Source organism: Nocardia sp. NPDC050712 (genome assembly GCF_040654295.1).
Classification (GTDB): domain Bacteria; phylum Actinomycetota; class Actinomycetes; order Mycobacteriales; family Mycobacteriaceae; genus Nocardia.
This window is the reverse complement of the sequence record NZ_JBFAHT010000003.1, coordinates 812,362-835,987: the sequence shown is the minus strand read 5'-3', so window position 1 is coordinate 835,987 and position 23,626 is coordinate 812,362. Positions and strand designations below refer to the sequence as shown.

23 protein-coding genes are annotated in these 23,626 nt (G+C 67.2%); 11 read left to right on the top strand and 12 right to left on the bottom strand.

The window, feature by feature from the left end; genetic code table 11:
• Nucleotides 1-34: 34 nt before the first annotated feature.
• The 3 genes from AB0H76_RS24320 to AB0H76_RS24310 all read right to left on the bottom strand — a co-directional run bounded on the left by AB0H76_RS24320 (nucleotide 35) and on the right by AB0H76_RS24310 (nucleotide 2,880).
• A complete protein-coding gene (locus AB0H76_RS24320; protein WP_357328136.1) occupies nucleotides 35-964 on the bottom strand; it encodes a sugar ABC transporter permease in 930 nt (309 codons plus the stop codon).
• Nucleotides 965-1,159: 195 nt separating this feature from the next.
• Nucleotides 1,160-2,083: a L,D-transpeptidase gene (locus AB0H76_RS24315; RefSeq protein ID WP_357328133.1), complete on the bottom strand. Its 924-nt coding sequence runs from the start codon at nucleotides 2,081-2,083 to the stop codon at nucleotides 1,160-1,162.
• A 290-nt stretch (nucleotides 2,084-2,373) separates the two neighbouring features.
• Nucleotides 2,374-2,880, bottom strand: coding sequence for a DUF6764 family protein (locus AB0H76_RS24310; RefSeq protein ID WP_357328130.1), 507 nt, complete (start codon nucleotides 2,878-2,880; stop codon nucleotides 2,374-2,376).
• Nucleotides 2,881-3,059: 179 nt separating this feature from the next.
• Here AB0H76_RS24310 and AB0H76_RS24305 point away from each other — a divergent pair, with 179 nt between their 5' ends.
• Nucleotides 3,060-3,692 (top strand): hypothetical protein, encoded by a 633-nt coding sequence (locus tag AB0H76_RS24305; protein WP_357328128.1) that lies wholly within the window; start codon nucleotides 3,060-3,062, stop codon nucleotides 3,690-3,692.
• 36 nt (nucleotides 3,693-3,728) lie between these two features.
• Entirely contained in the window at nucleotides 3,729-5,219 is a 1,491-nt protein-coding gene (locus AB0H76_RS24300; RefSeq protein ID WP_357328125.1) for an MFS transporter, read from the top strand.
• 58 nt (nucleotides 5,220-5,277) lie between these two features.
• Here the strand turns inward: AB0H76_RS24300 and AB0H76_RS24295 are convergent, their stop codons facing one another.
• Complete coding sequence (locus AB0H76_RS24295; RefSeq protein WP_357328122.1) at nucleotides 5,278-5,952, bottom strand: S1 family peptidase; 675 nt, start codon at nucleotides 5,950-5,952, stop codon at nucleotides 5,278-5,280.
• Nucleotides 5,953-6,418: 466 nt separating this feature from the next.
• Here AB0H76_RS24295 and AB0H76_RS24290 point away from each other — a divergent pair, with 466 nt between their 5' ends.
• The 9 genes from AB0H76_RS24290 to AB0H76_RS24250 all read left to right on the top strand — a co-directional run bounded on the left by AB0H76_RS24290 (nucleotide 6,419) and on the right by AB0H76_RS24250 (nucleotide 16,053).
• Complete coding sequence (locus AB0H76_RS24290; protein WP_357328119.1) at nucleotides 6,419-7,270, top strand: ABC transporter permease; 852 nt, start codon at nucleotides 6,419-6,421, stop codon at nucleotides 7,268-7,270.
• Between the two features lie 4 nt (nucleotides 7,271-7,274).
• A complete protein-coding gene (locus AB0H76_RS24285) occupies nucleotides 7,275-8,138 on the top strand; it encodes an ABC transporter permease (RefSeq protein WP_357328116.1) in 864 nt (287 codons plus the stop codon).
• Between the two features lie 6 nt (nucleotides 8,139-8,144).
• Nucleotides 8,145-9,626 carry an MCE family protein gene (locus AB0H76_RS24280; RefSeq protein ID WP_357328113.1) on the top strand — a complete coding sequence of 494 codons (1,482 nt, stop codon included), beginning with the start codon at nucleotides 8,145-8,147 and terminating at the stop codon, nucleotides 9,624-9,626.
• Nucleotides 9,627-9,699: 73 nt separating this feature from the next.
• Nucleotides 9,700-10,734, top strand: a complete 1,035-nt coding sequence (locus AB0H76_RS24275; RefSeq protein ID WP_357328110.1) for an MCE family protein — start codon at nucleotides 9,700-9,702, stop codon at nucleotides 10,732-10,734.
• A complete protein-coding gene (locus AB0H76_RS24270; protein ID WP_357328107.1) occupies nucleotides 10,734-11,729 on the top strand; it encodes an MCE family protein in 996 nt (331 codons plus the stop codon). Before AB0H76_RS24275 ends, AB0H76_RS24270 begins: the two co-directional genes overlap by 1 nt.
• Entirely contained in the window at nucleotides 11,726-12,835 is a 1,110-nt protein-coding gene (locus AB0H76_RS24265) for an MlaD family protein (protein WP_357328104.1), read from the top strand. The genes AB0H76_RS24270 and AB0H76_RS24265 overlap by 4 nt, the downstream gene beginning before the upstream one ends.
• A complete protein-coding gene (locus AB0H76_RS24260; protein WP_357328102.1) occupies nucleotides 12,832-13,932 on the top strand; it encodes an MCE family protein in 1,101 nt (366 codons plus the stop codon). Before AB0H76_RS24265 ends, AB0H76_RS24260 begins: the two co-directional genes overlap by 4 nt.
• Nucleotides 13,929-15,107, top strand: coding sequence for an MlaD family protein (locus tag AB0H76_RS24255; RefSeq protein WP_357328100.1), 1,179 nt, complete (start codon nucleotides 13,929-13,931; stop codon nucleotides 15,105-15,107). Before AB0H76_RS24260 ends, AB0H76_RS24255 begins: the two co-directional genes overlap by 4 nt.
• A gap of 124 nt (nucleotides 15,108-15,231) precedes the next feature.
• Nucleotides 15,232-16,053 (top strand): hypothetical protein, encoded by an 822-nt coding sequence (locus AB0H76_RS24250; RefSeq protein WP_357328097.1) that lies wholly within the window; start codon nucleotides 15,232-15,234, stop codon nucleotides 16,051-16,053.
• Between the two features lie 73 nt (nucleotides 16,054-16,126).
• Here AB0H76_RS24250 and AB0H76_RS24245 read toward each other — a convergent pair whose 3' ends face one another.
• From AB0H76_RS24245 to AB0H76_RS24210, 8 genes are all read right to left on the bottom strand, one after another.
• Nucleotides 16,127-16,699: a ribonuclease H gene (locus AB0H76_RS24245; protein WP_357328094.1), complete on the bottom strand. Its 573-nt coding sequence runs from the start codon at nucleotides 16,697-16,699 to the stop codon at nucleotides 16,127-16,129.
• 10 nt (nucleotides 16,700-16,709) lie between these two features.
• Nucleotides 16,710-17,180, bottom strand: coding sequence for an SRPBCC family protein (locus AB0H76_RS24240; RefSeq protein ID WP_357328091.1), 471 nt, complete (start codon nucleotides 17,178-17,180; stop codon nucleotides 16,710-16,712).
• Nucleotides 17,181-17,281: 101 nt separating this feature from the next.
• The gene (gene lhgO, locus AB0H76_RS24235; protein WP_357328090.1) at nucleotides 17,282-18,490 is read right to left on the bottom strand and encodes an L-2-hydroxyglutarate oxidase; all 1,209 of its coding nucleotides are present in this window, start codon (nucleotides 18,488-18,490) and stop codon (nucleotides 17,282-17,284) included.
• Nucleotides 18,487-19,158 carry a hypothetical protein gene (locus AB0H76_RS24230; RefSeq protein WP_357328087.1) on the bottom strand — a complete coding sequence of 224 codons (672 nt, stop codon included), beginning with the start codon at nucleotides 19,156-19,158 and terminating at the stop codon, nucleotides 18,487-18,489. Before AB0H76_RS24230 ends, lhgO begins: the two co-directional genes overlap by 4 nt.
• 362 nt (nucleotides 19,159-19,520) lie before the next feature.
• Nucleotides 19,521-20,312 (bottom strand): TIGR03084 family metal-binding protein, encoded by a 792-nt coding sequence (locus tag AB0H76_RS24225; protein ID WP_357328085.1) that lies wholly within the window; start codon nucleotides 20,310-20,312, stop codon nucleotides 19,521-19,523.
• Between the two features lie 121 nt (nucleotides 20,313-20,433).
• The gene (locus AB0H76_RS24220) at nucleotides 20,434-21,789 is read right to left on the bottom strand and encodes a hypothetical protein (protein WP_357328082.1); all 1,356 of its coding nucleotides are present in this window, start codon (nucleotides 21,787-21,789) and stop codon (nucleotides 20,434-20,436) included.
• A gap of 33 nt (nucleotides 21,790-21,822) precedes the next feature.
• Nucleotides 21,823-22,905 (bottom strand): PrsW family intramembrane metalloprotease, encoded by a 1,083-nt coding sequence (locus AB0H76_RS24215; RefSeq protein ID WP_357328079.1) that lies wholly within the window; start codon nucleotides 22,903-22,905, stop codon nucleotides 21,823-21,825.
• Nucleotides 22,902-23,525, bottom strand: coding sequence for a hypothetical protein (locus AB0H76_RS24210; RefSeq protein ID WP_357328076.1), 624 nt, complete (start codon nucleotides 23,523-23,525; stop codon nucleotides 22,902-22,904). Before AB0H76_RS24210 ends, AB0H76_RS24215 begins: the two co-directional genes overlap by 4 nt.
• Between the last annotated feature and the right edge of the window lie 101 nt (nucleotides 23,526-23,626).

Here is a 23,626-nt window from a genome sequence, read left to right as displayed (position 1 = left end):
CGCCGGTAGGAAACCGTCTCGACGGCAGTGGTTTTCACCGCTCGCTCCGATCCATGACGCGCACCTGGAGCAGGGTGATCACCAGCAGCACCAGGAACATGATGGTGGCGACGGTGGCGCCGTACCCGGCCCGGAAATTCACGAACGACTCCTGATACACCTGGTAGACCATGGTGGAGGTGCCGGTGCCGAGCGGCCCGCCGCGCGTCATCACGTTGATGATGTCGAAGACCTGCAGCGAGTTCAGCAGCACGGTGATGGACAGGAAGAACGTGGTCGGGCGCAGTTGTGGCAGCAGCACCTTGGTGAAGGTGGTCCACCGGCCGGCGCCGTCGATCTCGGCGGCCTCCATCAGCTCGGCCCGGACCCCTTGCAGCGCGGCCAGATAGATGACGAAGCTGTAGCCCAGGTTCTTCCAGATGTAGGTGACCGTCACCATGAACAGCGCCCAGTCCGGATCCTGATAGAAGTCGGGCACCTTTTCCACGCCGACCCGGTGCAGCACGTCCTGGACGAGGCCGAAGCTGGGATCGAAGATGAACTGGAAGGCCACGCCGATGGCGGCGCCGGAGATCACGAACGGCGCGAAGATGGCCGAGCGGACCATATTGCGGCCGAACAGCTTCCGATCCAGCAGCAGGGCCAGCGCCAGGCCCAGCACCATGGAACCGGCCACGGCGGCGACGGTGAAGATGACCGTGTTCGAGACGATCTGCCAGGAGTCGTCGCGGCCGAACCACTCGACGTAGTTCTCGAAGCCGATGTAGTTGACGAACTGGTCGGAAATATTGAAATCGGTGAACGAGAGCCGGATGTTGTCGGCCAGTGGGCGATAGACGAACAGCGTGAGCAGCGCCAGATTGGGGGCTACCAGGACCAGGAACAGGGCGTAGTCCTGCCACGGCCGCCCGCGCAACCCCTTACCTCGGGGTTGGGGGAGTACTCGCTCGGGTCTGGATCGCACCGCGGAAGCTTTGCGGCGCACAGCAAATAAAGAGTTAACGCCGCTGGGCGTCGAGCTGAACACTCCGCGCATGGCCGCAAGTGAACCAAGTACCAGACAAACCGGTCAGCGGATTCGCATATTTTGATCGTTTAGTTCGCCAGAACAACGAAGGGCCACCGGAACTCCGGTGGCCCTTCGTGAGTCAGGGGAACATCAGTTCCAGTCGCCCAGACCGTCCCGCGCGTTCAGGGTTCCGCCGCTGGTGTTCTGCACGATCACCGGGTCGCCCTTCTTCGCGTTCTCGAAGAACCAGCGCCCGTTGGCGGTGCTGACGTTCAGGCAGCCGTGGCTGGCGTTCGAAACACCCTGCTGCGCAACCGACCACGGGGCGGCGTGCACGAAGATGCCGCTGTTGGAGATGCGGGTGGCGTACTCGACCTCGACCTTGTAGCCCTCCGGGTCGGTGACCGGCACGCCGTAGGTGGAGGAATCCATCGTCATCTTGCGCAGCTGCTCGCCGACGATGTAGATGCCGTTGGGGGTTTCGTGCTTGGTCTTGCCCATCGAGATCGGCATGGTCTGCACGACCTCGCCGTTGCGGGTGATGGTCATGGTGTGGGTGCTGTCGTCCGCGGTGGCGACGAGCGCGTCACCGATCCGGAACGAGCTGCGGGTCTCGCCGGCCTCGACCGTCACGTCGGTGTTGTCCGGCCAGAAATCGTTCGGGCGGAAACGGACCTGCTTGTCGCTCCACCAGGTGAAGTGGCCGGGCGCGGGCTTGGCCGAGGTCACCTTGATGGCCTTCTCCACGGCCGCGCGGTCGCCGTCGGCGATCGGGTCCTTGAAGGTGATGATGATCGGCTGCGCGACGCCCACCGTCTCGCCGTCGGCGATGTTGATGCGCGGCGGCGCGAAGGTGACCTTGGGCGCCGGATCGGTGGCCGAGGAACCCAGCCCGGGGAAGTCGGGGAGGCCGGGGAGCAGCGGATCGGCCTGGGCGGGCGCGACGATCAGGGCACCGGCCGCCGCGATGGCCGCTGACAATAGGACGCCCTGCCGGAGCCGACGGGAGAGCCGGGACTGCGATCTCGGCGACGACCTGTTGTGCGAAGCGGCATGCATAGGTACCTCATCCATTCCAAGAAAAATTAGGCATAACTGACCCGACCCCGTCTGTCCTTCCTACCGTCCGGAAGCGACTGGAATCCAGCATCATTCAGGATTGATACGGTCCGACCGGCCGGTGTGTCCTACGACACAGAAGTTGTTGGGATGCACCGACATTCAGGAAAGCGGCCGGTCACCCCGGCGAGTCACCGGGCAGAACGAATCGCGTCCGTCCGTACGGTTTTGCCGGTGGACAAACAAGTTCGTGACGAAGATCACGTCCCAGGGCGGCCCGATATCCCCGGGCCGGGCGCGCCGAGCTACACGCGCATCCCGAACGGCGTCGCCCAGCAGCTCTTGCCGGTGGCCGAGTTCCAGGCGAACGCGCCCGCCCCGAGGCACACCACGGTGTCCTCGGCGGTGCTGACCTGAGCGCGGGATCCGTTCATAGCGATGCTGACGCCGAGCGTCTCGCCGGGCCGGCCGCTGCCGGACAGGGAAGTGAGCGCGACCGCGTCCGGGCCGAGCCCGATGGCGATCGGCATGCCGCCCGCGCCCTCGCTCGCGCCGACGCCACCGGCCGCGCCGATGCCGAGGGCGACGCCGCCGAGGGTGGCGTTGGCGTAGCCGACGCCGTCGATGCCGGCGGCCCGGGCCTGCCCGAGCGTGTCGGTGACGGCCCGGCAGCCGGTGCGGCCTTCGACCAGGGTGACGTCCACGCCGCTGTCGGAGGTGCACTGCACGCCGCTGGCCGCGGCCGGTCCGGGCAGCAGGAACGAGGCTCCGGCCGCGGCCGACGCCACTCCGAGCGCGCTGAACAGCTTCACGGACAACCCCTTTCCACCGGTGGCCTCAACCCTAACGGGCAAAGGTGAAAGAATCGTGTTTCTGCTGTTCCCCCGGCACGGCGGGAACGGCGGCCATCGGTCTGAAACGAGTCGACGCCCAGGCCGCGATTATGTAAGCATGGCGTGTTATTTCTGCGGGCAGCTCGGGAGGACTGTACGTGTCTCGTCTACTTGAGCGTGTCGTGCTGGGTATCGGCGCGTCGGTCGCCGTCCTGGCGCTCGTCGCGTGTGGTGAAACGATATCGGGTCAGGCCCGTCCGATCGGGGACGGCACGGTCGACGCGGTGGAGACCAGCACCACCAGAACGACCACCGCCAAACCGAGTTCGAGTTCCCGGTCGAGCACCAGTCGTTCCGCCGCGCCCACCTCCGCGGACCAGGGCGGCGACATCGATTTCGACGCGGCCGTCGGCGACTGTGTGAGCCTGGGCGGCGCCAGCAACGACCCGAAGATCGAGAAGGTCGCCTGCGGCAGCAAGACCTCGAACTACAAGATCATCGGCAAGGTGCCCAACACGGCACAGTGCGTCAGCGACCGCGACAGTTACTACGCGGAGAAACGCAACGGCGTGCAGACCGGTGCGCTGTGCCTGGACATCGACTGGGTGGTCGGGGACTGCATGGATGTCGGCGGCGACGACCCCAAGCGGATCGCGTGCACCGAGTCCGCGGTCGAGGGCGTGAAGGTGGTCAGTATCAAGCAGAACACCACCGAGGTGTCGGCCTGCGGCACCGGTTCCGGCTTCACCTACAAGGAACGTAAATTCGTGGTCTGCGTATCGGACTTGTAGCCGCGTACAGCCCGTTCGGGTGGCTACGTTGTAGCGGTGCCTACCCCCTCGGAGCTACCTCGGTTGCAGTCGGCGACCGGTCGCTGGATCCTGCTGGCCACCATCCTCGGTTCCTCGGTGGCCTCGCTCGACGCCACCGTGGTGAACATCGCCCTGCCGCGCATCGGCGAGGACCTCGACACCGACGTCGCCGGCCTGCAGTGGACCCTGAACGGATACACCCTGACGCTGGCGGCGTTCATCCTGCTCGGCGGCTCGCTGGGGGACCGGCTGGGGCGGCGCAAGGTCTTCCTCTGGGGCGCGGCCGGTTTCGCCGTCGCCTCGGTGCTCTGCGGCGCCGCGGTGAACATCGAGATGCTGGTCGGGGCCCGGGTGCTGCAGGGCATCGCCGGCGCCCTGCTCACCCCGGGCAGCCTGGCGCTGATCTCCTCCTCGATCCATCGGCAGGACCAGGGCGCCGCGATCGGCCTGTGGTCCGGGTTCGGCGGCGTCGCGGGCGCGCTCGGCCCGTTCCTGGGCGGCTGGCTGATCGACTCGGTGGGCTGGCGCTCCATCTTCTATCTCAACGTGCCGCTGGTGCTGGTGGTCGTGCTGGTGACGCTGCGCCACGTGCCCGAGAGCCGGGATCCGAATGCCATCGCCCGCTTGGACGTTCCCGGGGCGGTGGTGGTCGCGCTCGGGCTCGGCGCGCTGACCTTCGGGCTGATCGAGGTCGACGCGCTGCTCATCGCCGGCGGTCTGCTGCTGCTCGCCGCGTTCGTGGTGATCGAGCGGCGCAGCGATCATCCGCTGGTGCCGCCGGTGCTGTTCCGCTCCCGGGTGTTCACCGCCGCCAACCTGGTGACGCTGGCGGTCTACGCCGCGCTCGGCGGCGTGTTCTTCCTGCTGGTCCTGGAATTGCAGCTGGTGGCGGGCTATTCACCGCTGATGTCGGGTGTCGCGACGGTCCCGATCACGGTGCTCATGCTGGTGCTGTCCGCGCCGGCCGGCCGGTGGGCGCAGACGCACGGCGCCCGCATCCCGATGACGCTCGGCCCGCTGCTGGCCGCCGCGGGCCTGATCCTGTTGCTGCGCATCGGCCCCGACGCCGGCTACCTGCTCGACGTGCTGCCCGGCGTACTGGTCTTCGGGCTCGGTCTCGCGGTGCTGGTCGCCCCGCTGACCGGCGCCGTGCTCGGCGCGGTTCCGGCGAGCGAGGCCGGTGTCGCCTCCGGCGTCAACAACGCGGTGGCCCGCACGGCGCAGCTGCTGGCGGTGGCGGCGCTGCCCGGCCTGGCGGGCATCTCCGGTTCGCTCACCGACGCGGCCGCCTTCGACAGCGGCTTCGGCACCGCGATGTGGATCTGTGTGGGGCTGCTGGTGGCCGGGGCGCTGCTGGCCGCGGTGCTGGTCCGCCCGGAGCCCGAACAGCCCGACCCGCTGCGCAAGGGCCCCGAGCCGACCCGCATCGATTGCGTTCCGCAGTGCGCGATCTCCGGCCCGGCGGTCGCGCCGCGGCCCTCGCTGTCCGGCACCCGGGAGCAGTGACCCCGGAAACGGCGAAGGGCGGGCGCTCGCGCGCCCGCCCTCGCTGTTGCCGTTACCGCTAGACCGGGCGGAAGCCGGCTCCGACGCCGCCGCGGGCGTTGATGTCGTCCATGATCGTGGTCATGTTGGTGCCGACCTCGGGACCGAAGCAGGCCAGCGCCAGGTAGGCGTTCACCATGCCGACGAGGGTCGAGCCGACGACCACCGGCGCGCCGGAATCGCCTTCCACGACGCACATCTGGGTCCAGGTCTCGATCTTGCTGTCGAACACGTCGCCCCAGACCAGGCCGCAGGTGTTGCCGGTGGTCCGGCCCTCCTTGCAGACGATCTGCGGGAACTGCGCCGGCGCACCGATGTTGGTGATGGTGACGCCGCCGACCCGGTTCACCGGCACGATGCGGCCCGGCTCGAACTGGATGACCGCGTAGTCGAGGTCGTGGTTGGAGTAGACGAATCTGCCGATGACGCCGGCGTCCCGATCGGACTCGGCGTACACCTGCGCACCCGCGTCGCCGCAGTGCCCGGCCGTCAGTCCGACGAGCCGGCCCGCGCCGTCGTAACCCACTGTGGTGACCGTGCATTCGAATTGGTTGTCGATGATGATCCCGGAGCCACCACCCAGAACCGGTGGGGCGGGCGCGGCTTGCGCGACTCCAGCGCCCGTCCCGAGCAGCGCCGCACCCAGGGCTACGGCGAAGGCGGCGTGTGCCACCTTGGCGAGTTTGCTGAACATGTCCCTCCAGACGTCGGAAGCCCGCACGATATCAATCTGTCGCACCCATCGTGTCAGTAATCGGTCTCGGGCGCGTCAGGTAGGGGTGGGTGTCGCTCATAGCGAATCCCTATTGAATCCGTTCCGGTGACGCCGAGTTTTGTATTTCGAGGACGACATCCGAATGTCCAATTGTCATTCGAAAACAAGGGTTTTTTAGATGAAAGTTTTCCTTGCAATAAGGCGTAGATACCCCTCACCAGCCGGTAACGTCGCAGGTGAACTGTAACGCGTTCCAGAACTTGAGCGGGCTTTTTGGGGCGTGTCCCAAATGATGGACCGGTACTCCAGGCCTTTTCCCATGAAGTGACATCAATCTATGACTGCAATCACATGACCATGGTGTGTTCTGCACTACTCCGTAGTAAGGTGCGTCAAGCAAACTGTCGTCGGGGTTGTCCAACCTGGCGTCGAGAGGGGATAGCGAGTGCAGTCGACCAAGAGCCCACCGAGGTCACGGATCAGTGATGCGGTCGATTGGACGAGGGGTTACTGGGAAGACCACCCGAAGAAGTCGCTGGAGACCTTCGGCCGCCAGATCACCATGGGAATCTCCGCAGTCGCAGAGCTTTTCGTCGCGATCTTCCGCGGTCGTTTCCCCTTCAACGAATTCGTCCGGCAGTGCGCCTTCATGGCGAACGTGGCCGCGGCGCCAACCCTGTTGGTGGCCATCCCGATCGGCGTCATCGTCTCGATCCAGGTCGGCGCGGTCGCCGGCCAGGTCGGCGCCACCTCGTTCATCGGCGCGGCCAACGGCCTGGGCATCATTCAGCAGGGTGCCCCACTGGTCACCTCGATCATGATCTCCGGCGCGGTCGGCTCGGCCATCTGCGCCGACCTCGGCTCGCGCACCATCCGCGAGGAGATCGACGCCATGAAGGTCATGGGCGTGGACCCGATGCGCCGCCTGGTCGCCCCCCGGCTCGGCGCCGCCATGCTGGTCAGCGTCCTGCTCTGCGGCTTCGTGGTTTTCGTCGGCTTCCTCACCGGCTACATCTTCAATATCTTCGCCCAGGCCGGAACCCCCGGTTCCTACATCGGCACCTTCTCGTCGTTCGCGGTGACCTTCGACCTGTTCGTCGCACTGCTGAAGTCCTTGATCTTCGGCCTGCTCGCAGCGATCATCGCCTGCGATACCGGGCTCAATACGCGTGGCGGCCCCGGTGGTGTCGCCAATTCGGTGAACTCGGCGGTGGTTTCGTCCGCCATCATGTTGTTCGGGGTGAACCTCATCATTACCCAGATCTACAGCGTTCTCTTCCCCCCACAGGTGGTCTGAGCCGGTGTCCTCAACTTATGTGCCGCCGCTGCTGCGGCCTCTTCAGCAATTCAAGCGTGCCGGGCGCGCCCCGGTCGATCTGCTCGCCCGCCTCGGCCACCAGGTTTTCTTCTTCCTGCGGTCGCTGGGCTCGATCCCGCTGGCGCTCAAGCACTACCCCAAGGAAGTCTGGCGTCTGCTCTCCGACGTCACCTGGGGCAACGGCAACCTGGTGGTCGGCGGTGGCACCATCGGCGTCGTCGTCATCCTGAGCGCGTTCGGCGGTATGACCGTGGCCATCCAGGGCCACACCTCGCTGAACCTGCTCGGGCTGAGCCCGATCACCGGCGCCATCTCCGCCTTCGCCACCACGCGCGAACTCGGGCCGCTGCTCGCCTCGCTGGCCTTCGCCGCACAGGCCGGCTGCCGCTTCACCGCGCAGCTGGGCGCGATGCGCATCTCCGAGGAGATCGACGCGCTGGAATCCATTGCGATCCGGCCGCTCCCGTACCTGGTCAGCACCCGGATCTTCGCCGCGATCGTGGCCATCGTCCCGCTGTACTGCCTGGGCCTGGCCGTCGCCTACATCTCCTGCTCGGTGACCGTGCAGCTGATCGGCGGCACCGCGGCCGGGACATACGCGCACTACTTCTATCAGTTCCTGATACCCACCGACGTGATCTACTCGCTGCTGAAAGCGATTCTGTTCGTCGCGATCACCACGTTCATCCAGTGCTACTACGGCTTCTTCGCCTCGGGTGGCCCGGAGGGTGTGGGTGTCGCGGCCGGTCGGGCGATCAAGATGTGCATCATCCTGGTCGTCTTCGCGGACCTGTTCATGACGTTGGCGATCTGGGGCGTCGACGCCGGAATCCGGATATCGGGGTAGGGCGAGATGATCATTGATCCGAGTGGGCGTGGGCCCACGATGCGGCAGTTGCTGCTGGCCGGCGTGGCGGGACTCATCGTCTTCGCGCTGATCATGGGCTTCCTGATGGCAAGGTACCGCGGCTATTTCGTGCCGAAGGTGAACGTGGTCGCACAGCTGACCACCACCGGTGACGGCCTGCCCGAGAAAGCCGACGTGAAGTTCCGCGGCGTGCTGGTCGGTGCGGTCAAGGGCGTCGACGTCGCGGCCAAGGGCGAACTGCAGGAGGTGCGGATCGAGCTGAAGCCCGATCTGGCCAAGGGCGTTCCGGCCAACGTCACCGCGCGTGTCGTGCCCTCCAACCTGTTCGCCGTCACCTCGGTCGAACTGGTCTTCAACGGCCCGGCCGATCAGTTCCTGGCCGAGGGCGCCGTGATCGAGGAGGACCGCAGCGAGGGCACCATCGCGCTGCAGGACACCCTGACCTCGGTGCAGCGCGTGCTGGACAAGATCGACCCGGTGCAGTTCGGCCGTGTGCTCGGCACGCTGTCCCAAGCCTTGGACGGCAGCGGCCGGATGCCCGGCTCGACCGTGGAGCGGCTGGATCGCTGGCTGCTGTCGGTAGACGAGTCCATCCCGGATCTCGGTGTGATGCTGGGCGACTTCTCCGAGTCGTTCCGCGCGCTGAACCAGTCCGCGCCGGAGTTGCTCGACGTGGTGAACAGCTCGGTGCAGACCGCGCGCACCATCGCCGATCGCCGCGCCCAGCTGGTCGCGCTGCTCACCGGCACCAGCTCCACCGTGGACAAGGTGAACGACCTGTTCGCCCGCAATCCCGATGTCGGCAAGGAACTCACGGTCGGCACCAGCGACATGTTCGGCGCCCTGGCCGCGGATCCGCAGGCGGTCACCCAGGCGATCCTGAACCTGGGCACCTCGACGAACAAGCTGCAGTCGGTCTTCACCTGGGGCCCGCAGCAGCAGATGGTGTGGAACCTCGGACTCACGCTCACCCCGTACAAGCCGTGGACCGTCGCCGACTGCCCGCGCTACGACGAGCTGGCCGGACCGAGCTGTGCCACCGCGCCCGCGGTGAACGAACTGCCGCCGCTGCCGGAGAGCCTGAAGCCGCGCCGGCTGGATTCCTCCATCGGCCTGCCGGCCCTGCTCCCGGTGCCCGGCCTGCCGATGATCCCCGGCCTGACCACCGAGGGCATGCCGGCGCCGGTCGCGGTGCCGGATCCGACCAAGCCGTTCTCGGGCACCCCGCTCGAGGGACTGTTCCCGTGGCTGCCGGGTCTGCTCGGCGGCGGGCAGCAGGCGCCCGCGGCCCCGGCCGCTCCGGCCCAGCCGGAGGTCAAGCCGGCCGCAGCCCCGATCTCCTACCAGGGTGAGGACGCGATCCAGCAGCTGCTCGGCCGCAAGCCGACGGCCTCGGAACTGCTGTTGCTCAGCACGATCATGAAGAACGGGACGCTGCAAGTGACTCCTGCTGGTGGTAGCCGGTGAACGAGCGAAGCGAGCGAACAATGTGCCAGCGTGCGATGCGCATGCCGCAGCCGAGCGTCAGCGAGGCGGAGGCATGAGTATCAAGAAACCCCTTATCGGCTTTTCGCTGTTCGCGATCGTCTCGGTCCTGGTGACCGTGGTCGTCTGGAATACCCTGGCGCGCATCGTGCCCGGCGACACCCGGACCTACTCGGCGGTCTTCACCGACGTGCTGGGTCTGCGCGAGGGCGACGACGTCCGGATGGCGGGCGTGCGCGTCGGCAAGATCGAGACGATCGAGCTGGACGCCAAGAACAACGCCAAGGTGACCTTCATCGTCCAGTCCGATCAGACGCTCTACGACGACACCAAAGCGCTGGTCCGGTACCAGAACCTGATCGGCCAGCGCTATGTCGCGCTAGCTCCGGGCAAGGCCTCCTCGCCGCAGCCGCTGAAGAACAAGTCGACCATTCCGCTGGAGCGCACCGAGCCGTCCTTCGACGTCTCGGCGCTGCTCAACGGTTTCCAGCCGCTGTTCCAGGTGCTGCAGCCCGACCAGGTGAACCGCCTGTCGGAAACCTTCATCCAGGCCCTGCAGGGCGACGGCGTCTCGCTGAGCGCGTTCGTCACCCAGGCCGCGGCCCTGGCCACGGATTTCCAGCGGCGCGACGTCATCCTGACCGACGTGATCGTGAACCTGTCCGGCGTGATGCAGGGACTGGCCAAGCGAGGTGATGAATTGGAGACCCTGGTGACCCAGACCCGATCGCTGATCGGCGGGTTGTACGAACAGGGCCAGTCGCTGCAGACCTCGACCGTGGCGATCGCGGACGCGACCGGCTCGCTGGTCGACATGATCGGCAAGGTCCAACCGAAGATCCAAGCGGCGCAGAACTCCACGCACGCGACCCTGGCCCTGTTGATCAACACGGGTGCGCAGCTGGATCAGGCGGCGATCGATCTGCCCGCCATTCTCGCGAACGCGGGTGTCTTCACCTCCGAAGGCACCTTCGCCAATGCCTATATCTGCCACCTGGATATCTCGCTGTACGGGGTGCTCTTCCCCCGCGGGTTCCTGGATTCGACCGGGCTGGCTGGCAAATCTCAATCGGCGGTGTGCAGGCCATGATGACTTCTCTCAAGCGTAGGTTCGACAACAACCGCTACTTCTGGCTCGGCATTCTCGGGGCCCTGGTGATCGTGGTGCTGCTGGTGGTTTCCAGCGCGTTCCGGTTGCTCGGGGTCGGCGATCAAACGGTCAAGGCCGAATTCGCCCAGGCCGCCGGGATCCGGGTCGGCGACAAGGTCGACGTGGCCGGCGTGCCGGTCGGCACGGTGGCCGGGGCCAAGATCGAGGGCGATCACGTCCTGCTGGAGCTCAACGTCAACAACGACCTGAAGCTGGGCCCGGACGCACGCGCGTCGATCAAGATGGCCACGCTGCTCGGCGCCCGCTATGTCGACCTGGAACCGGGCGACGGCTCCGGGCTGCCCGGCAAGCGGATCCCGAAGTCCAACACCGACGTTCCTTATAACCTGGCCGACGTCGTGCAGATCGGCACGCCGAAGTTCGAGCAGCTCGACACCAAGAAGCTCAACGAGTCGCTGAACGTGATCAACCAGGAACTGAGCAATCCGGAACTGATGGCGCAGGCGCTCGACTCGGTCGGCGCGGTCGCCAAGGTGATGGATGCCCGCCGCAACGAGGTGGACAGCCTGCTCAAGGATCTGAACAAGGTCACCCAGTTGCTGGCCGACAACCGCAACAGCGTGCTGCTGATCATCACCCAGGGCGAGGCGATCGCCAATCGGGTGATGGAACGCCAGGGCCTGCTGCGCCAGCTGCTCGACAACGTCGCGACGCTGACCCGTCAGCTGCAGGAGCTCGGCGCCGAGAACGACGGCCAGCTCGGCCCGACGCTGGACCAGCTCAACACCGTGGCCGAGGGCCTGCAGAAGAACAAGGACAACCTGGATCGCCTGCTGTCCATCGCGCCCACCTCGGTGCGGTACCTGGGCAACGCCTGGGGCAGCAACGGCAACTACGCCGAGGTCGGCCTGCCGTGGCTGTTCCCCGACAACTGGTTGTGCCGTGCTCAAGTCATCGAGGGGTGCCAGGGATGAACGTGAGGACCCGGTTGAGGAATCAGAAGCTCCGGCGCGCTGTCATGCTGGGCGCGACCGCGCTCGCGATCGGCAGCTGCTCGGTGATACCGAGTTCGGTGAACGACGCGCTCGGCACCACCACGCGCATCACCGCCGATTTCGAGAACATCGCCGGCATGTACGAGGGCAACCCGATCACGGTGCTCGGACTGCAGGTGGGCAAGGTCGACAAGATCGTGCCCAAGGGCACCTTCGTCGAGGTGCACATGTCCATCGACAACGACACCAAGATCCCCAAAGAGGCGATCGCCGCGATCATCTCGCCGTCCATCGTCACCGACCGGCACATCGAGCTGACCCCGGTCTACACCGGCGGCGACGCGCTGCGCGACGGCGAGCACCTGCCGCTGCAGCGCACCCGGACACCGGTCGAGCTGGACACGATGATCAAGACCATCGATCAGTTCGCGGCGGCGCTCAAGCCGCAGGAAGGCCAGGAGGGCGTCGGCGCGCTCTCCGGCCGGGTGCTGTACCCGCTGGCCAACGGCAACGGCGAGAAGATGCGCGACACCCTCAACGCGCTGTCCGGCGCCTTGAAGGTCGGCGTCGACAACAAGGACGCCGTCTCCAACATCATCATCAAGCTCAACGAGCTGACCACGATGCTCGCCGAGAACGACCAGTCGGTGCGCGATTTCAGCAACCGGATGACCCAGATGACCGGCCTGCTCGCCGAGCAGGCACCCGGCCTGGAAGCGACCCTGCGCCAGATCAACGACTTCCTGGCCAACACCAGCTCGGTCTTCGTGCAGTACGAGGACAAGCTGTCGGGCACGCTCACCGGTTTGACCACGGTGACCAACCAGCTGCGCGCCAACGCCTACGGACTCACCGAGATCGTCGACACCGCGCCGCTGCTGCTGCAGAACATGGACCGCGTGGTGAACCGCGAGAAGGGGTTCATCCGGCTGCACGGCGTCATCGGCACCGCGCTCAGCGGCGAGATCGTCAGCCTGTTCTGTGAGCGGATCCAGATGCGGGCCGACGGCTGCCGCACCGGCAATATGCAGGACTTCGGGCCGGACTACGGTCTGACCGCGGCGCTGCTCGGACTGACGAAATGACGAACCGAATGATCAAGGCTCGTAAAGCCATTGTCGCGCTCGCGGGTGTGGCCGCGGTCGGGGTGAGCTCCGGTTGCGGGTTCACGGTGGAGAAGTTGCCGCTGCCGAAACCGGGCCCCGGCGACGACACCTACACCGTGCACGCGGTGTTCGAGAACGCGCTGAATCTGCCCGACCAGGCGAAGGTGAAGATCGGCGGCTCCGACGTCGGCGTGGTCACCAATATCAAGACCAAGAATTTCCAGGCCGTCGTCGACCTGACCATCCGCAGCGATATCGAACTGCCCAAGGGCACCACGGCCGAACTGCGGCAGGCGACACCGCTCGGCGACGTGTTCGTCGCGGTCTCCAAGCCGAAGACCGAACCCGGCGCGCAGACGCTGCGCGACGGCGACACGCTGCCGCTGGACGTCACCTCGGCCGGCGCCACCGTCGAAGAGCTGCTGATCTCGGTCTCCATGCTGTTCAACGGCGGCGGCATCGCCAGCCTGAGCCGGTTGACCTCGGAGCTGGACTCCATCGTCGGTGGCCGCGGCGACCAGGTCGGGCACCTGATCAAGGAAATGACCGGCGTGGTCGGCAGTCTCAACGCCAACACCCAGCACATCGACAATGTGCTGGCCAATTTCGGCACGCTGGCCACCACCATCGAGTCCCGGCACAACGAACTCGGTCAGGTCGCCGACACCCTGCCGCAGATGATCGGCGCGGTCGCGGAGAACAACCGGGCGCTCGGTGATCTGCTCACCAAGGTGGCGACCACCAGCGCCGCGCTCGGCGATTTCTCCAACACCACCGGTGACCAGCTGGGCGATCTGCTCGTCAACCTGCGCAGCCTGATGGACGCGCTGGGCGCCACCGGCGACAAGTTCGGTTACGCGCTCGACCAGCTGCACGAGATCCGGCCCAAGGCCGACGCCAGCTTCAAGGGCAAGTCGCTGGCCACCTACGTCACGCTGACCCAGCTCGACGTCGGCCTGCTGACCGACCCGCCGAACAGCAAGCTGTTCGACCTGAACGATCTGTCGGACTTCACCGGCAGCTTCCTGCAAGTCCTGCAGGTGATTCAGAGTCGGGTGCAGGGGGGTCAACGATGAGCCGCGTCGGAAGTTTCTTGCGGAGCAAGCTGTTCCTCTCGAACGCGGGCTTGATCCTGGTGCTGGTCATCGGCGCCACCTACCTGATGATCAGCATCATGCGGATCAATCCGCTGCAGGACACCTACACGGTGACCGTTCAGCTGGACCGCTCCGGCGGTCTGCAGCCCGGCAACGATGTCACGCTGCGCGGTTACCGCATCGGCAAGGTCGATTCCATCGAGCTGACCGACCGCGGGCAGGCCATCGCCGCGACCGCCGAGATCGACGCCGACTACCGGATCCCGCAGGACACGCTGATCTCGGTGCAGGCGCTCTCGGGTGTCGGCGAGCAGTACATCGACTTCCGGCCGGCCGGCGAGCAGGGCCCGTACCTGCGCGACGGCCAGGTGATCGGCTTCGATCCCGAGAAGATCAAGACCCCGACGCCGATCTGGTCGGTGCTCGACAACACCACCGCCCTGATCTCGCAGGTCGATCCCGACAAGTTCGCGGTCATCCTGTCCCAGCTCGACATCGCGCTCAGCGGCGGACCGGATCAGTTGCGCGGCCTGATCAACGGCGTCAGCCTGGCCTCCTACGGCCTGGACAACCTGCTGCCGCAGACCACCAACCTGATCTCGAACCTGCGCGTCATCACCGAGACCACCTCGCACGCGCAGCCCGATCTGGCGACCCTCACCTCGAATTCGGGGGTGCTGTTCGACCAGTTCAACAACGCGAACGCGGAACTGCAGGCGATCCTCGATCAGGCGCCGGGTCAGTTCACCAGCCTGGGCGCGGTACTGGATCGCACCGCCGATCCGATCACCAGCCTGGCCGCCAACTTCGTCGCCATCACCAAGGCCGCGCAGTTGCGCACGCCGGCGCTGCGGGCGCTGTTCCCGTCGCTGGCACTGGGTTTGGACGCACTCGGTGTGCCCGCCCACGACGGTGAATTCCACACCATCCTGGATGTCTGGCCCCGTCCGACCTGCTACTACGACACACCGCCGGTCCGCAATGAGGTCGTCTCCGACAACACCATGCCCAAGTGGAACTACTGCGCGAACCCGCCCCCGGGTCAGCAGATCCGAGGCGCGGCCAACGCACCGCGTCCGGACGTGCCGAACAACGGCGCACAGATGCCGCCGAACGCGGATCCGAACGAACGGACCCTTCCGCCGGTGCGGTGAGTCACACCCCGTCCGAGGGTGCTACCACCGGACCGGGCATACTCGCAGCAACGCGTACGGTTCGCCCAGGTGAGCCGCTAGCCGATCGGCGCCCCCGGGCGCCGGGAAAGTGCAGGTTGTATCGATGTCCAAGGACGACGCCGACACCAATAAAGACGCCGAGGTCACCGAGGAGGTCGCTGCTACCGACGCGGCGGCTACCGAGAAGACCGAGGTCACGGACAAGGCAGCGGCCGAGCAGACGGTCAAGGCCGAGACCGCCGCGGTGACGGCGCAGCCGGATCTGGCCAAGAAGCCCGCCAAGGCGAGCGCGGCCGCGGTTCCGAATGCCTCGGACTTCACCAGCACGCCCGCCGGCGGGGGGCGCTCGTCGAGCAGCCTGCCGATCATCGCCGCCTTCGCCGCGGGCATCCTGCTCGTCGCCGCGGTCACCGCGGTGGTCGTGTTCTACCTGCAGGCGAACAAGAAGAGCGACGAACTAGCCGCCGTAGACGCCGCCACCAAGGCGGCCTGCACCTTCGGCAGCGATGTCTCCACCTACGACTTCTCCAAGGACCTGCCGGCCTACTTCAGCAAGGTCAAGGACGGCGCCACCGGCGATTTCCTCAAGGAATTCGACGACGCCTCCAAGGCGCTCAGCGACGCCATGGTGCAGGCGCAGGTCAAGTCCTGGACCGACAATGTCGAGTGCGGCTTCCAGTCCGGTGACACCGAGCAGGCCAAGGTCCTGGTGACGATGGTCAACTACCGGACCAACTTCACCCAGCCGAACCCCGATCGCCAGTACGTCGCGATCGTCGCGGATCTGCAGCACACCGACGGCAAGTGGAAGGTGAGCAAGCTGGATTCGCCGATGCTCAAGGGCGCGGGCTCCGGCCTGCCGGGCACGACCAACCCGGCGCCGCAGGCGAACACGCCGGCTCCGGCGCCGGCCCCGGGCAACTAGCGAACATCAGGCAAAGCGAAGAGCCCCGGCTCGGTGGGTCCCAGTACCACCGAGCCGGGGCTCTTTTCGCCGCTCAGAACAGGGTCAAGGTCTGAGCAGCCGGTGGCGCGGGGGCCGGTTCCGGGGTCGGTGCCGGAGCCGGCCGCACGGGCGCCGCCGGTGCCTGTTCGGCGACCGGCTTCTCTATCGGCAGCGCCGTCTCGGTGCCTGGCCCTGCCGCTGCCGCCTTCCGTGCCGCTTCCCCAGCCAGCACGTCGGCCTTTTCATTGAAGTAGTTCCCCACGTGCCCGCGCACCCAGCGGAACCGCACCGGCCCCGGGCGGGTGGCGATGGCCCGATCGATCTGCTTGATGATCTCGACGTTCTTCACCGCGCCACCGCTGGCGGTGCGCCAGCCGTTGAGCCGCCAGCCGTTGATCCACTCCGAGGAGCACTTGATGGCGTAGAGCGAATCGCTCTCGATCAGCAGCGGTTCGGCGCCGGGGTGGGCGGTGATCGCCTCGGATACCGCGAGCAGCTCGGCGATCTGGTTGGTGCCGGACGCGCCGCCGCCGCTGTCGGCGCCGCCCTCGTGATTGACCCAGGCCCAGCCGATGGCGCCGCCGGGGTTGCGGAGGCAGGATCCGTCGGTGCTCACGATGATCATGGCTGGCACCCTACGCAATCCGGCCGACAAGATCGGTACCGTGGAATTCCTCTATCTCCCTTCGCAATTGCGACTCGGTGCGGCGAAGCGCCGAGCGCACCGCGGAATCCACCAGGCGAGCGCAGATGCGGCCGGGGAATCCTCGCGGAGCAGCGTACTCCGCCTCCGAGGTCAGCACCGAACGCCCGTAGCCGAGCGGATCGAAGCGCAGGGTGAGCGTGCCGGGAAGAGCGCCGCGCAGGGTGTAGCCGATCACCACATTGCGGCGGTACTCGGTGATCTCGCAGTCCAGGACGGGCCGCCAGATCGCCATCCGGGCGGTCGCGGCGTAGTGGGCGCCGAGGCCTTGATCGAGCTCGCCGACCGGTTCGAACGCGCTGACGGCGAACATCCAGTCGGGGACGAAGACGTGGTTGTCGGTGTAGCTGAACGCCGCCTCGACCGGTGCGCCGACGTCACTCGCGTACTTGATGTGGCCCATGAGGCCCTCCCTGCCCGATTTTCGGCGGCGATCCACGGCTGCGATAAAAGTACTACAGCTCTCCTCTTTATTAGGAGATATCGCGAATCCCGCCCCCGGGCTCAGGTGTGCAGGAGATCGACGATGTGGGCGGCGATCGGCATCGCCGAGGTCGCGGCGGGGGAGGGCGCGTTGAGGACGTGCACCATGCGGGCCGTGCGTTCGATCATGAAGTCGTGCACCAGGGTGCCGTCGCGCAGCACCGCCTGCGCGCGAATGCCCGCCTCCCGGGGCCGCAGGTCCGCGAGGGTCAATTCCGGGCAGTAGCGGCGGCATTCGGCGAGGTAGCCGCGTTTGAACAGCGAGTTGCGCAGCTCGCGCGCGCCGGTCCGGACGTGGTTGCGCGCCACCCGGTGCAGGCCGCGGTATCCGAGGACCTCGCGGGCGTCACGCAGATTCACGCTGCCTTTGCGGTACCCCTCGCGCGCCAGCCCGAGGACGGCGTTCGGGCCGACGGTGAGGGTGCCGTCGATGGTCGGGCTCAGGTGCACGCCGAGGAACGGCAGGCTCGGATCGGGCACCGGGTAGATCAGGGTGCGCACCAGGTCTTTTCGCTCCGGCGGCAGCTGGTAGTACTCACCGCGGAAGGGCACGATGCGGAAATCGGTGGGCAGGCCCGCGAGTCGCGCCATGCGATCGGCCTGCAGGCCCGCGCACACGACCAGCTTGCGGGCGGTCCAGGAACCGGCCGGCCCGGCCGCCGTAACCGTGCCGGTGGTTTCGGTGAGTGCGGTGATCTCCGCGTCGAGCACGACCTCCGCGCCCGCCTGCCGGGCCGAATCCGCCAGCGCCACGACGACTTTCGTGAAGTCGATGATGCCGGTGCCGGGGACGAACAGGGCGCCGACACCGGTTACCCGGGGCTCACGGCGGCGCAGTTCGGCGGCATCGAGCAGTTCCACCTCCACGGCGTTGCTGACCGAGCGTTCATGCAGTGCGAGCAGTCGCCGATACTCCGCGGAATCGGTGGCTACCAGCAGCTTTCCGCAGACCTCGTACGGAATGCCCTGGGCGGCGGCGAAATCCTTGGTCCACTGCGCGCCGCGACGGCACAGCTCGGCCTTCAGGCTGCCCGGCTCGTAGTAGATGCCGGAGTGGATGACACCGCTGTTGTGGCCGGTCTGATGGGTGGCCAGGGCGCCGGATTTCTCCAGCAGGACCAGCGTCGAGCCGGGCTCGCGGCGCAGGATCTCGTACGCGGTGGCGACACCGACGATGCCGCCGCCGAGGACGCAGTAGTCGTAGGTGGGGGAGGTACCGGCCGCCGTCACACCGTAATGGTGCCAGGCGCAGACGGCGATGTGGGCTGCGATGGCGCTTCGTCCGCCGGATTCCGGTTCAACTGGATCGCGTGCTCGCCCAGCGCCGGGTCGGAGAACACGAGGGTCACACCCGCGCTGCTGTCGAATTCGGTGCGCAGGCTGGTGACACCGGCCTGCTCCGGCTGGGTGCCCAGCCCTTCGCGAATCGGCTCGGACAGTAGAAAATTCGACAACGTCGAGAACACGTTGGTGTCCAAGGTGATCGCGAAGGTGTTGCTGCGTACCGGCGCGACCTGTGCGCCGACGTAGGTGGTTTCGCCGAGGCGCAGCGTGCCGGTGAGGCCGGTGCTGGGCGGCGGTGTCGTCGAGAAAACCTGTGGGACAGCCGGTTCCAGCACCGGCTGCGGCGGCGCGATGTCGGCGCCGGGCAGGCGGTGGTGTTCGCTGGTGAGTAGCACGGCGGCGGTCGTCGTGGGGTGCGGAGCGAGGCCGGGTTCGTCCGTGCCGGAGTCGTGCCGGTCGATGAGCGCGGGCGGCGCCGCCGACTCGGCGCGCTGGAGGTCGCTCATCTGACCCATGATGTAGGCGCCGGCCGCGCCGGTGAGCCCGATACTCGCAACACCGGCGAGCACGATGGCGGTATGCCGGATGACCTGGGCAGGATTGTGTGCGTGCACGATGCTTCCCCTTCCCTGGGCGCTATCTCCCCTGACGACGGCCCGCATCGTTGAAAGCCGTACGTCCGTCCAGGTTACGTCTCGGGGCGCGCGGCCTGCCCGCCCGTGCGAGCAGGATCACAACCCGATCGGCCCGGGTGTGAACCCCAGCAAACCGGGTAAGTGAAGGTGTCATGTTTCCTGCGGGCATCCAGCGGGTAAATAGAGGGGTAGTCGGCGAGCGTCATCCTCGACTGCCACATCGAGACACCCGGCCAACGGCGTCCGGCCGACACGAACGGCGCACCCAAGTGTGATGCTCGCCGGCTCCGAAACATTCGGATCGGGGCCGGATGGTCCGGCTGGGCTCAGGTCCAGCCGGTTCAGCCGAATTGCCCCGCTTTGCGTCCTTCCCCCGTGGGTCCCGCGAACGCCTGCGCGATGGTCAGCCAATGTGCGGCATCCGCGCCCTCGGTGGTCAAGGCCAGATCGTCGCGGTGCCGGCGCTGGGTCACGAGCAGGCAGAAGTCCGCGGCCGCCCCGGTGATCCGCTGCTCGGCCGTTTCCGGCCCCCAGGTCCACACCGTGCCGTCGGGCGCGTCCAGTTCCACCCGGAATTCCGTGGCGGGCGGGGTCTCGCCGCGCACCTGGTAGGCGAAGTTCCGGGTCCGGACGCCGATGTGGGCGATATTGCGCAGTCGTGCGGTGGGCACGCGGGTGGCGCCGAGCGCGTCGGCGACGTCCTGACCGTGTGCCCAGGTCTCCATGATGCGTGCCGAGATCATCGAGGCCGCGCTCATCGGCGGACCGAACCAGGGCAGTTTGGTGCCGACGGGGACCGCGCGCAACGCGTCGACCAGCGTGGAACGACCACGTTGCCACCGGTTCAGCAGATCTGCGGGCGCCGCGGTGGCCGCTTCCGCCGCGGCCTCGTCGACGAAGGTGAGCACCTTCGGCGCGGCCTCGGTGACCAGGATGGTGAACCGCTCGGCGTCGGTGGCGGCGAGCGTGGCCACCTCGTCGGTCCAGGCCAGATGGCCGATCTGGTGGGCGATGGTCCAGCCCGCGGCCGGGGTCGGCAGCGCCCAGTCGGCCGGGGACAGCGGGGCGACCAGGGTCTCCAGGTCCGCGCATTCGCCGGTGAAATCGGCGAGCAGCGCCTCTAGGTCAGCCATCTTTTCCTCGCGGGTGTGCGGGGCGCACCGCGGCGTGCACCGATGCCGCTCAGCATCGCAGCGCGCCAGAAAAAATGCAAGCACGCGTGCTTGTTATTGCGGATTTACGGCGATCGCCCGCTCACCAGCCGAAAAGGACCAGGTGGGTCGCACCCACGACCAGCCCGAGCAGCGCGCCGTGCAGGTACAGCAGCCACGCGTCCTGCTCGACCGAGGCGTAGAACATCTCCATGAACTCGCCCGGGCTCAACTCCTGCAGCTTCCGCGCGGCGAACTCGTCGATCTTGTGCGCCTGTTCGCGCGCGAACTCCTCGTCGGCGATCATGCTCGGCGCCAGGCCGACCGCGGCGCCGGCCGCACCGACCTTCAAGTTGTCGAACTGCCGCTTGCCGAACGCGGCCCGCACCATCGAGGTGGTCGGGCCCAGCTGCCGGTAGATCTCGTCGGAGACCAGGCGCTCGATCAGCTGCCGGGTCTTGTCGCCGTTCGGCCCGTCCAGCAGTTCGCCGGCCAGGTTCGGCAGCGTCAGCACCTGATAGGCCAGGATGTGCGCCAGATCCGTCGCGGCCTGGGGCTGCCGCTTGGCCAGCAGCGCCTGCCGCCACAGGTATTTGTAGCGTGGCTGCGGGTCGCCCGGCTCGAACACCATCTTGACCGCGATGACGTTGACGGTCACGCCGATCGCGGCGGAGCTGGCCAGCACGATCGCCCACGCGGGCAGCCAGCCGAGCACCGGGATCGTGGCGTGCACATGCAGATACAGCGCCAGCAGCAAGCCGAACGGCGCGCCGAGCAGGCCGATCCGAACCATGAACTTCAGCTCCGGGGCGGCGATCGTGGTGGTGAGATCCTTGAGGATGTACGGGTTGTCCTGCAGGTACCGGATGACGAAGCTCTTGATGTCGATGAGCTGGTCGATGTTGTCGCCGAGCGTCTCGAAGGCGCGCGCGCACAGCCGCGGCAGCTCCTTGTCGACTCGCTGGTAGACCACCTGCTTGACCTGGCGCGGCACGGTGCGCCACAGGTCCGGGTTCTCCCGGTACATGATCTCGTCGACGATCGGCTTCACCTGGCCGCGCGCGAGTTCGGCGATGTAGTCGGCGATGCCGTCGAGGTCGAGTTCGTGGACGAAATCGCGGGGGCTGCCGATCCGCATCAGCGCCTTGTCGACGCAGATGCTGGCCATCTTCTCCGCGCGCGCCGGAATGAAGCCCTGGAACCCGAGCCGCCGCCCGTCCCCCGAGAAGGTGGGCAGCACCTGTACCCGGCGCGGGAAATACGGGTAGAGCAGGTGCAGGCCCGGAATCCGGAAACCGCGGAACTGCAGCGGCCAGAACAGCATCAGCACGCCGGTCCAGTTGGTGAGCCAGCCGGCCAGCGCGCTGAAGATCGGGAAGGTGATCAACTCGACGACGAACTTGGACTGCCCGGTCAGCTGCTCCCAGTCGATGAACACGCCCGAGGCGAGTGTTGCCATCGTGGGATCCCCCTAGAACCTGACCTCGAGCAATTAAGTTCCCAACAGTCTCATTGCCTTCGCAGGGGTGTCAACGCGAGCGCTCACGTGCAGATAGGTCCCGTAACCCTGGACCCAGTCGATCAGCCGGCGCTGCCGCCGCCGCAGGTCGAGTCGGGTAGGACCGGCCGGGCCGAAGCGCTCGCGAGTCGCCTTGCGCGCGATCCGGCGGGTGTGCCGGGTGATCAACATGGCCGGCTCCTCGGCCGGTGCGATGCCCTTGCGCACGGCGGTGGAAATGGTGGAGCGGAACCAGCGCCGCTCGCCGCGCACGATCCCGGTGTAGATCACCCCGAAGATCAGCAGCGCCGCGACCATCCGCAGCAGCGTGATGCCGAGCGGGAAATCGTCCTGGGGTTGCGGGGAGTCCCAGAGGAAGTGGAAGCCGACGCCGAGCAGATAGAACGTCACGAAGACCCGGACCCGCCGGGCCATCGGCCAGTCGGCGCGCGCCACGGCCTGCACGATGCCGATACCGGCCAACGCGGTGAGCATCCAGTGCGAGGTGAGCCCGGTGAACAATCGCAGCAGGCCCACCAGGATCGCGTCGGCCGCCTCGGGCTGCGCCGCGGACAGCCCGGCGTTGGCCTCGTAGGTGGCGTTCTCCACGACTTGGAAACCCAATCCGGTGCAACCGCCGAGCAACAGCCCGTGGATCGGCCGCCACAGCAGTGACCGCCACAGCCAGGCGACGGTGAAGACGCCGAGGCCCTTGATCGACTCTTCGACGATCGGGGCGGAGATCGCGGCCTGCCAGTTGATGGCGAAGGCGTCACCGCCCAGGTTCCGGATGACCGCGAGGTTGTGGTCGTTGGCCCACATGGCGATGCCCGGCCCGGCCAGCGCACCCCAGAGAAAGCCCATGACCAGGGCTCGGACTATCCAGCGGTGGGCGCGCAGGCGATCCAGGTACAGGATCAGGGCGCCGAACACCAAGCCGGTCGCCAGCACGAACGGCGCCCCGACCAGGCTGTCGCGCCAGGTCAGCAGCAGCACCGGGTACAGCTGGAAGAGCAGTCCGAGCCCGCCGGCTAGTAGTGCCAGGCAGTACACCCAGAACACCGGGGATCTGCTCACGGCAGCTCGACCCGCAATGTTTCGGCGATCTGGTCCAGCTGCGCCAGCGTCACGTCGTCGCCGCGCAGGATGACCGTCACCGCCAGGTTCTTGTTACCGAGGACGACGCAGTGGCCCGCGGCCTCGGTGCCGCGGCAGACCGGTCCGGCGAAGCCGTGGTCGTTCCAGATCTCCCAGCCACGATCCCATTCGGCCGGAAAGCCCTCGGCGCCGAGCACCTTCAGTCGCCAGGCCGCCGCGGCCTGGAAGTCGGTCACGCCGTTGACCACGTTCACGGCCAGCACCGCGCCGTCCTTGGTCAGCAGCGCCGAGGAGGCGTCGCCGGTGGGGCGCCGGTTCCAGCCGTCGACGCCGGTGAAGGTGATGGTGTCGGGTGTGCTGCCCGCCCCGGTCAGTTCGACGACCGAGTCGGCCGTCATCGGGGTCTCCCGTTCCGGGGTGACCCAGGCCAGGACCGCGGGAACACTGATCAACGCGGCCAGCACCACGAGCACGACGCCGGCCACTCTCCAGTCCCGGCGCTGCGGCGGCGGGCTCTGTAAGACATCCGTCATCCGCAATGCGGGATCCCGCCAGGCGGGCTCCGGGTCCCAATCCTCGTGTGGCACGCCACTGTTCATGTTGACGCTCCGCTCGGCTTCGATCGCGTGGGGGTAACCCGAGAAACTGGCCATAACCTGCGGCGCAGTCGCACAACCCTAAGGCAGCCGGTCCCCGGTTC